This is a genomic window from Pseudomonas sp. URIL14HWK12:I6 (assembly GCF_000514195.1).
In the GTDB taxonomy this organism is placed as follows: domain Bacteria; phylum Pseudomonadota; class Gammaproteobacteria; order Pseudomonadales; family Pseudomonadaceae; genus Aquipseudomonas; species Aquipseudomonas putida_A.
In genome coordinates, this window is sequence record NZ_AZVL01000029.1 from 43085 (window position 1) to 52796 (window position 9712).

Consider the following 9712-nt stretch of genomic DNA (forward strand, 5'->3'; position numbering starts at 1 on the left):
CAGCGCAGTAACACCAGCGAGACAGCAGCTGCTGACCAGATGGTCAATAATCGGCACCGAACATCAGGTTATTTCATTCCCGAACCTCGCCACCTTCTTCCAGTTCCAGCATCAATCCGCTCAGGCGCTTGACCTTGCGCTGCACCGCCTCTTCAAACACGCCGGCCCGGGGCTCGATCAAAGTGAACCAGTGTTTGGCCCGGGTAATACCGGTATAGATCAATTCCTTGGTCAACACCGGATTCAAGGCGTCCGGCAGGATCAGCGCGGTGTGGGCGAACTCGGAGCCCTGGGATTTGTGCACCGTCATCGCGTACACCGTTTCCACATCGTTGAGCCGGCTCGGCAGCACGAAACGCACACCGCCCTGCCCGTCGTTACGCGGAAAGGCCACGCGCAGCACCGGTTTGCCGGCGTCGGGGCCTTCGCGCTCGGGCAACTTGAGGGCGATGCCAATATCGCCATTCATCAGACCCAGACCGTAATCGTTGCGCGTCATCAGCACCGGCCGGCCTTCGTACCATTGCTGGTCATGCTCGATCAGGCGTGCCTTGACCAGCGTTTCGGTGATCCGCAGATTCAACCCTTCAACGCCCCAAGGCCCCTTGCGCACAGCACACAACAACTGGAAGGTGTCGAACGCCTGCAGCACTTCCCGCGCCCAGTTGATCCAGTCCGGATGCTCCAGCGGTCTTTCCGCTGGCGGGCGTTGTTGGCGCAGGATATTCAGATAGTGGCGATAACCCTTTGGACCTTCCCCATGACCGTCGAGCAGCAGCCGCTCGAACGTGTGATCGTGTTCGCCCTTGAGCGGCAGGGAAAACACGTCATCATAGTGACCGGCCGCCAGCAACTGGCGCGCCTCCTCCGGCAACTGCTGATTGACCCGCCGCGCCAGCTGACCGATGCCGCTGCCTTCACCGAAGCGTCGGGAATGGCGCAACATCACCAGTTGCTGAGCCAAAGGATGCGAGCCGTCGTGGTCATCGTGCAGGCCACTGTCCTGTAATGACTCACCACTGACCGACTCCAGCCACCGCCGGGTCTGCGGGTTGTACCAGCCTGCCTCGGCATCGCGGCACAGATCGCCGAGCACCGCCCCGGCCTCTACGGAGGCGAGTTGATCCTTGTCACCGAGCAACACCAGACGCGCATGCGCCGGCAACGCATCGAGCAGGTTAGCCATCATTTCCAGGTCGATCATGGAAGCTTCATCGACCACCAGCACATCCAGCGGCAAGCGGTTGCCGGCATGGTGGCGGAAATGTCGGGTGCCGGGCCGACTGCCCAACAAACGATGGACAGTGGTCACGTCGCAGGGGATCTTCTCGCGCACGTCTTCGGTGACTTGCAGCGACTGCACTTGCTGGCTGATGGACTCGGTCAACCGCGCAGCAGCCTTGCCCGTGGGCGCCGCCAGACGAATGCGCAACGGCTGACCGGCTTCCACCGCCGGCGCCTGAAGCAGCGCGAGCAGACGCACCACCGTGGTGGTTTTGCCAGTTCCCGGGCCGCCCGTGATGATGCTGAAGGCTCCCCGAGTGGCAAGCGCGCAGGCGAGTTTCTGCCAGTCGATCACTGCTCCCGGCCTGGCGGGGCCGAACAATTCATCGAGACGCTGGGGCAAGTCATCCGGCGGCGTTTCGCCTTGGGCCAGACGTGTGCGTAACGCCGCATCGATACGCCGCTCATAGGCCCAGTAGCGCCGCAGGTACAGACGCTTGCCGGACAGCACCAACGGTCGCTGATGCGCCGCTTCGCTATTGTCCGCAGCCAGTGCAACCAGAGCGCTGCTCGCCAGCACCTTGCACCAATGGGCGCCATCCAGCGTTTCAAGCAACTGCGACGGCAGGAGCAAGACATCACTTTGCTCATCGCCTTCCGGAGGCAGAGAGAGGGCGAAATCCGGGGCCTTGAGGGTTTCGAACACGTCGAGGCAGACATGTCCGTGACCCAGTTGATGGCTGGTCAGTGCGGCAGCGAGCAACACCAGTGGATCGGACTCAGGCGCGAGTTCGTACAGAAAACCGATAAAGGCCTTGTCCAGCGAACGAAGCCAGCCTCGCTCGACCCAGCGATCAAGCAAGATCAGCAGATCCGAGGCACTGGTCAGTGGCGCCAGGCTCGACGGGTTGTCGATAGCCGATGACAGATCGGCGAAGGTACGGCTCATAACAGGACTCCCTGTTCCCATGCGGGTTCGGCCTTGGGTTCCGGCTTGCCTTGGAAAAGGCGATCCAGGCGCTCGATCAGTTCGCGCGGCGGCCGCGCAAAATACACGCCGCGACTGTCTGCCCGGGTCCCGCGCAGGAACACATACAACGCACCACCGACATGTCGATCGTAATCGTAGTCGGGCAGGCGCGCCTTCAATTGCCGATGCAAGGCCAGCAGATACAACACGTATTGCAGGTCATAACGGTTGTCGAGAATCGAGCGCTCCATGGCTTGCTCGGTATAGGCCGCATCGTCGACACCCAGCCAGTTGGATTTGTAGTCGGCCACGTAGTAGCGCCCCTCGTGTTCGAAGGTCAGGTCGATGAAGCCTTTGAACATGCCGTTGAGCTGTACTGGCTCGGCGGCCACTCGTGCCACACCGTTGTGGGTGTACTGGCGCACCCACTCATCGAGTTTGAGAACATCGACCTTGTGGCTGGCGAACCAGAACTCCATTTCAACGCGGTACTGCTTCAGTTGCTCGAGCACGACCGGAGGCTGTCCGCCACCTGCTGGCAGCGGGGACTTGAGCAAGTGCTGCAGCCAGTCACTCAAGGTAACAATCCAGCCCTGCCAGCCGCGCAGATTGCAGCGCCGGCCAATTGCGTCCTTGATCGACTCACTGGAAACGGCAAAGCCTTCATCGCCAGCCCACTCCAGCAAACCATGGAGGAAGGTTCCCGGGTTCGGACCGCGGGGAAAACGATGGATATCGGCGCCACCAACCACGAGCTCTCGCGGCGCATCCGGGTCGAGACGCTCATCATCAAACAGCTTTTGCGCTTGTGGACTGTCCGGCGCCTCATCGCTGCCCACGCTCAACACGTCACTGATGCGCAAAGCACTGTAGGAGGCAATCCACCAGTTTTCGCTGGCCTTGCGCTTGGGCACCAATGTAGCGCTGAGGATCGCTTCGTTGCGCTCGGGCCGGTAGATCTCCTGAGTGGCTTGAGGCAACTCCCCCAAACTGATGGCCGTGCAGTTCTGTTGCAAATCCTGCAGCCAGCGGCTCAGACCGGTTGACTCATCCAGCCTTGCGCCGCCACCCAGGAGATAGCCAAGCGCCGAAAGATGAAGCACCGAACCGTTGTTATTACCGCGCTTGAGGTCCGTGACACCCAGCCAGCAGGCATGTTGCGCGCGAGTCAGGGCGACGTAGAGCAGACGCAGATCTTCGGCCAGACGCTCGTCATCCGCCAGGGCGATCAATTCGGCGGTCGGCTTCAGTGTCACCTGGGCTTTGCCGGAGGCATCGTGGTAATGCAGCGGCAAGCGACTGCCATCCACCGGTTTTGCCGAGCAGATGAACGGCAGGAACACCAGTGGATACTCAAGCCCTTTGGACTTGTGAATGGTCACGACCTTGACCAGTTGCTCGTCACTCTCCAGACGCAATATCTGCTCTTCGCCGGCCTGACCAGACAACGCCAGAAGCTCGGCCAGATGACGAATCAGCGCTTGCTCGCCATCAAGCTCAGCGGCAGCCTGCTGCATCAGTTCCGACAAGTGCAAAAGGTTGGTCAGTACCCGCTCGCCATCACTGCGTGCGATCAGGGTCTGCGGCAGGTGAAAGTCGTGCAGCAGGCGCCGCAACATCGGCAACACACCTTGCTTGCGCCACAGTTCGCGATAGCCACGAAACTGCATGACCCGGGCTTCCCAGACCAACTCGTCCTGATTCAATCGTTCCAGTTCAGCCAGCGGCAGATTGAGGGTGATGCTGGCCAGCGCAGCCTTCAGAGAGCGCTCGACATCCGGCTCCGCGCAGGCCTTGAGCCAGGAGAGCAGGTCATGCGCTTCCTGGGCGGCGAACACCGAGTCCTTGTCCGACAGGTAAACGCTGCGCACGCCACGGGCCGCGAGTTCTGCGCGTACGGCTTGGGCCTCTTTGCCGTCGCGTACCAGAATCGCAATGTCAGAGGGTCGCGAGCCTCTGAAGTCTTCTCCGTCGCGGACAAATCCCGCCGCACCGGTTTGCCCGCCATTGAGCAACGCGGTGATTTCGCTGGCACAGGCCGCCGCCAACTGCTGGCGATAGACCGCCCCTGACAGCGGCTGGTCCGTCGACAGGTGCCAGACATTCAGTGCCGCGACATCCTGGCCGGCAATCTGCAGCCGCTCTTTGCGTCCTTGCGAATCAACGGGCTGGAACGGCACCGGGTTTTCCCCGGTTTTTTCCCGAAATAAAAACGCGCCGCGCCCCTGCTCACGGGACTCGGCGCGTTCGAATACATGATTGACCGCATTGACCATGCCATGGCTGGAGCGGAAGTTGGTGCCCAGCGTATGCAGGCGGCCGGTGGTGGCCTGACGCGCGCGCAGGTAGGTATAGATATCGGCGCCACGGAACGCGTAGATCGCCTGCTTGGGGTCGCCGATCAGGAACAGGCCGGTGTCCGGACTGTTATCTTCGATGCGATAGATGCTTTCGAAGATCCGGTATTGCACCGGATCGGTGTCCTGAAACTCATCGATCAATGCCACCGGAAACTGCTCGCGGATCACCGCAGCAAGGCGCTCGCCGCTGTCGGATTGCAACGCCGCATCGAGGCGCAACAGCATGTCGTCGAACCCCATTTCCGCACGACGACGCTTCTCTTCCTCAAAACGCGCGCCCACCCATCTCGCCGCATGTTGCAATACGGCGGCATCGGGGGTGGGAAGCGCGTCGAGGCTCGACTTGAGCCCCGGCATCGCGTCGAGACCCGGATGACTCGGTGCCTGGCCCTTCCAGGCTTCGGCCATTCCGTCAGGGGTCAATCGGGTGAAACCGGTGCCGATGTCCAGTTGCTCCATGGCCTCGTCTTCGGCCCACGCCTTGAGTTTCTCGAACCAGGGCTCGAAGTAGCGCGCCTGCATCTTGCGTCCGTCGACGGCTTTGCTCGCAACGCCTTCGTGACAGATCACCAGCAGCTCATCGGCCCACTGACGCCACGGCATCTTCAGCTCGAGCAACGCGGCACGCCGTTCTTGCAGACACTCATTGATCAATTCTGCAGGGGCCTTGCCGTCATCACTGTCGCGCTCACTGCCAAACAGGCCGCGCACTCGTGGCAACAACGCTGCCGGCCCGCCCCAGTTAGCGCGAACCCAGTTCAGCGCGTCGCCCTGCATCGGGTAACAGAACAGTCGCCAGTAATCGCGCAGTACTTCACCGAGCAGATCGCTGTGATCGGTTTCCAGGGACTGGGTAAACAGGCTGCCGCTGTCGAACGCGTGTTCGCGCAGCATGCGCTGGCACCAACTGTGGATGGTGGAGACGGCCGCTTCATCCATCCATTGCGCGGCGATGTCCAGGCGATTGGCGCAACCGGGCCATTGTGCCGGGTCAAACTGCTCGCGCAGCTCGGCAATCAAGCCATCCGGCGCGGGGGTTTCTTCACGGAAAAACCGCGCAGCCTCGGCCAGCCGCGTACGGATTCTTTCACGCAGCTCCTTGGTGGCGGCATCGGTGAAGGTCACCACAAGTATCTGCGGGGGCAGCAATTCACGGCCGAAGCCGCTCGATTCGCCGCCGTGGCCAAGGATCAGCCGCAGATAGAGAGCAGAAATGGTAAAGGTCTTGCCGGTACCCGCACTGGCTTCGATGAGTTGACTGCCGTGCAGCGGGAAGGCCAGAGCCAGCGGTGTTTTGGTACTCATGCGCGTGCCCCTTCGCTGGCCAACGAGCGCCATGGCGCTTCAAACAGGGGGCGATACAACGCGTCGCACCAACCGGAGAATGTTTCGTCGGCACTCAATGCGTCAAAGTCAGCGAATTGGCGTGACAGCGCAGGGCTTTCACGGCGCTCACCTTCACTGGTCTGGCCGTCGCCTTCGTAGGCTTTTCTGGCAGCCGCCTCAGCCTTGAGCGGATCAGTCTGCGCAAGCCAGGCGAAGGCCGTCTTGACCGCGATCGGCAACGGCTGGCGCATGCCGGCTTGCCAGGCGAGCAGCAGATCACCCAGAAAACGAACCGCTCGATCCTTCTCCAGCGGCTCAAGCAGCAGCGTATCGTCACTCGCCACCAGTGCCGTGGTCAGGATAAGTCCGCTGGCGCAGGCCACCAGGTGATTGACCCACGGCTTGATCAACCGATGCCATTTCCGACTGTTGATCGAGCCGATGCTGTTGGGAATGGTCGTGACCGACAACACGCCACCGTCAGCGCGTTGATGCAAACCGGCGAGCCAGCCTTCAACACGCACGCCCTGCAACTCAAGACTGACCGGGAGCGCGCTGGTCAATGGTGTCGGCCATAACGCCAGAAGGTGTTGGTAACGTTGCAGCAAGTCCGGTAACGGCTCGATCAACTCTCGTTGCAGGCATTCGCCGAAGCCGGCCATGGGCAGCAATCCGCTGTTTTGCAAACGCCGCGCCTGATCTTCGAGTGCCCGATCGATATTGTCGGGCTGCCGGAGTGCGGCGTTGAGCAGGCTGTCGCTCAGTGTGTAGCGTTGCAATGCGTCCAGCACGAACGGTTCTTCGTCAGCCAGGGGCGCCTCGGCGGCCTCGAAGTACACTTTGAGGCGCTGCGTGAAAAAGTGCCGGACCGGGTTACGCAAGAAATCCTGCAGCAGAGCCAGACTCAGCGGCTCCTCCTGAACATGGGGCGCGAGTAGCTCCGTCTCATGTTGTGGCGCATGCACCTGGTGCAAAACCTGCCATTCACGGGCATAACTGAATAGTTGATCGCCGTCATGGAAATAGCGCGAACTGAACGGTTGCAGGGGATGCTCCTCGGTCATGGAGGTCAACATATCCTGATGCTCATCGAGCGACCGCCAGCCACTGGCGAGGTGATCGCGCAACTGCCCGATCAGCACTGAAGCAGGCCGTTCACTGTTGTCGCGAATGCTGCGTCCGACCCAACTGATGTACAGCTGATCGCGCGCAGACAGGAGCGCCTCGAGCAACAGATAGCGATCGTCTTCACGCCGGGAACGGTCCCCTGGCCGGTAGTCACTGCCCATGAGGTCGAAATCCAGCGGGGGTTGCGCCCGGGGATAATCGCCATCGTTCATCCCCAGCAAACAGACAAGCTTGAACGGGATTGCCCGCATGGGCATCAGCGTGCAAAAGTTTACTGCGCCGGCGAGAAAACGCTGGGACAGACGCCCCTGATCCAGCCCCGCGAGCCAGGCTTCGCGAACCACCGTCAGCGGCAATTCATCGACCAACCCAACGGATTCACAGGTCTGCAGCCAGGTTTCGCGCAACTCCTCAAGTTGCGTGAGCAGATAATCGTCGTGCTCATTACTGGCCTTGAAAAACAGCTGCATCAGGATTTGCAGGCGCTGGCCCCACACCTTGGGCTGAGCGACTTGAGTGAGTTCGTGATGGGCCAGTTCCAATGCATCGAGCAGGGCAACCAACGGACCGATCAACGCAGCATCCAGACCACCGATTTCATCGTAGGGTTCGATACCGGCACAGGCGCTGGAGCTGCCAACTGCGTACCCCAACAACATCCGCCGCAAACCGAAATGCCAGCTGTTCTGTTCAAGCTCATCCGGCAAGCCCAGGCCGGCACGTTGCCCGGCGTTCATTCCCCAGCGCACGCCTGCTCCTTCGATCCAGCGATGCAGAGTAGGCAAATCACGCTCTTGTACGCCAAATCGGGCGCGCAACGCAGGGACGTCGAGCAGATCGAGGATCTCGCTCACCGGGAAACGACTATCGGGCAGCTTCAGCAGGTGCTCGACAGCAATCAGCAACGGATCGCGGCCCCGCTGGCCCTGGTCGGCCAAGGTAAATGGAATGAAGCGTGGATCATGTCGATCCAGTTGTCCGAACACCGCCCGGATATGCGGCGCATAGCTGTCGATGTCCGGCACCATCACAATTACATCTCGTGGGCGCAGATCTGGATTAGCGCTGAAGCGTGCGAGTAACTGATCGTGAAGGATTTCCACTTCGCGCTGGGCACTGTGGGCTATGTGAAAGCGGATCGACCCATCCTGCGTCAAGTCAACGGCAGGCCAGCGCTCACGCGTTTCATTCAGTGGCCGCAACTCGAGGATGTCGTCCTGAAGTTGGTTGAGCATGTTATGTGGCTGATTTTCGCTGAACAGATCAATGCGCCCATCACGAAACGCCGCGCGATAGCTGTTGGGGTCATCGTAACTGTCGAGCAGGTTGATATAGTCGCGGCCTTGCTTGCCCCAGGCGGCGAGCAGCGGATGAGCATGTTGGTGCAACGTTTCAGGATCGAGTACGACCGGCATGCCGTTCTTGCGGCTCTGACGCTTGTATTGATGACGCAGCAGATCCTTGTCGGCGACGATATCGGTCCAGTGGTGTCGGCAAGGGTTGTGTACACACAACAGCACCTGACTGAAACGTGCGAGTCCGGCCAACGCTTCAAGCACCTGGGCGGGCAACGAGGATATACCGAACACGATCACCCGCGAGGGTAGTCCTGCTGGTGCATGTTCGAGGGAATTTATGCACTCGATAAATCGTTGATGAACACCGGCGCGGCTCTGGGCCATGCCTTGCTCACCGACATCTTCCAAAAGAGCACGCCACAATTCAGCCTGCCAGCAACTGACTGGAGGCAGTGGCTTTATCTCGCCTCGAACATTACGTAACTGATGCCGGCCCTCGGCCCAATCTTCGAGCCAGTCGGCCCGATACACCTGATATTGGTCAAACAGGTCTGCCAGGCGCTCGGACAACTGGTAGCGCTTGCGCAAGTCGGTGTCATGGGTGAGGAAGCGTTGTAGCGGTTCGAAATGGGGGCGATCAATCACTTGCGGCAACAGGCGCATCAGCCGCCAGGTCAGGGGAGCTTTGTCGAGCAAGGATGTGGCGGGGATTTCGTCTCGGCCCAACACCATACGGTAGAGCTGCCACATGAAACTGCCTGGAAGCTGCACATCGATGGCAGCGGCTATTCCGCAACCACCGAGATCGTCCTCTTCAGGATCTTCTGCCAATGCCAGCTTGAGCCATTGGGCGATACCGTTGCTTTGGACCAGAGCGATTTCATTCTCCAAGGGAGCCAATGGGTAGCGCCGCATGATGCTGACCACCAGGCTGCGCAGCTCGTCCAGGCTATTGCTCTGGACCACCATGAATGCAGCGTTGAGGGACGAGGCGTCCGGCATAAAAGCTTCCTTGGAAAAGTACAAAAGCCAAGGCAGAACCTTAGCACTGTCGGCAGGCTGTGACAGCCGGAAGGGCCTACCGCATGCTGTAGGAACTTTCCTGCGGGCAAAACAAAACCCCAACTGCTTTCGCAATTGGGGTTTCGGAATTTAATCTTGACGATGACCTACTCTCACATGGGGAAACCCCACACTACCATCGGCGATGCATCGTTTCACTTCTGAGTTCGGGATGGGATCAGGTGGTTCCAACGCTCTATGGTCGTCAAGAAATTCGGGTACTGACTCGTGACCGGTTGGCCTCGCTTCAGCAAATCGGGTATGTGATACAGGTGTTTTGTGAGCATCGCGAACTTTCGGTTCATTGCGTCTTCACACACCGCAATCTGGTCTCTTTCGAGCAT

Annotated in this window: 3 protein-coding genes and 1 rRNA gene; all 4 read right to left on the reverse strand. The window is 60.2% G+C overall.

Translation table 11 applies throughout. The annotated features are described in order from the left end of the window. Positions 1-73: 73 nt before the first annotated feature. The 4 genes from recD to rrf all read right to left on the reverse strand — a co-directional run bounded on the left by recD (position 74) and on the right by rrf (position 9578). Entirely contained in the window at positions 74-2173 is a 2100-nt protein-coding gene (recD, locus tag H043_RS0125035; RefSeq protein WP_027614153.1) for an exodeoxyribonuclease V subunit alpha, read from the reverse strand. Next, the gene (recB, locus tag H043_RS0125040; protein ID WP_027614154.1) at positions 2170-5859 is read right to left on the reverse strand and encodes an exodeoxyribonuclease V subunit beta; all 3690 of its coding nucleotides are present in this window, start codon (positions 5857-5859) and stop codon (positions 2170-2172) included. Before recB ends, recD begins: the two co-directional genes overlap by 4 nt. Beyond that, positions 5856-9308 (reverse strand): exodeoxyribonuclease V subunit gamma, encoded by a 3453-nt coding sequence (recC, locus tag H043_RS0125045; RefSeq protein ID WP_027614155.1) that lies wholly within the window; start codon positions 9306-9308, stop codon positions 5856-5858. The genes recB and recC overlap by 4 nt, the downstream gene beginning before the upstream one ends. Before the next feature lie 154 nt (positions 9309-9462). Beyond that, positions 9463-9578: ribosomal RNA gene (gene rrf / locus H043_RS0125050) — 5S ribosomal RNA — on the reverse strand. Between the last annotated feature and the right edge of the window lie 134 nt (positions 9579-9712).

Coding starts and splice junctions, on each gene's coding strand:
- recD (WP_027614153.1), bottom strand. CDS start 2,173: ATGAGCCGTACCTTCGCCGATCTGTCATCGGCTATCGACAACCCGTCG.
- recB (WP_027614154.1), bottom strand. CDS start 5,859: ATGAGTACCAAAACACCGCTGGCTCTGGCCTTCCCGCTGCACGGCAGT.
- recC (WP_027614155.1), bottom strand. CDS start 9,308: ATGCCGGACGCCTCGTCCCTCAACGCTGCATTCATGGTGGTCCAGAGC.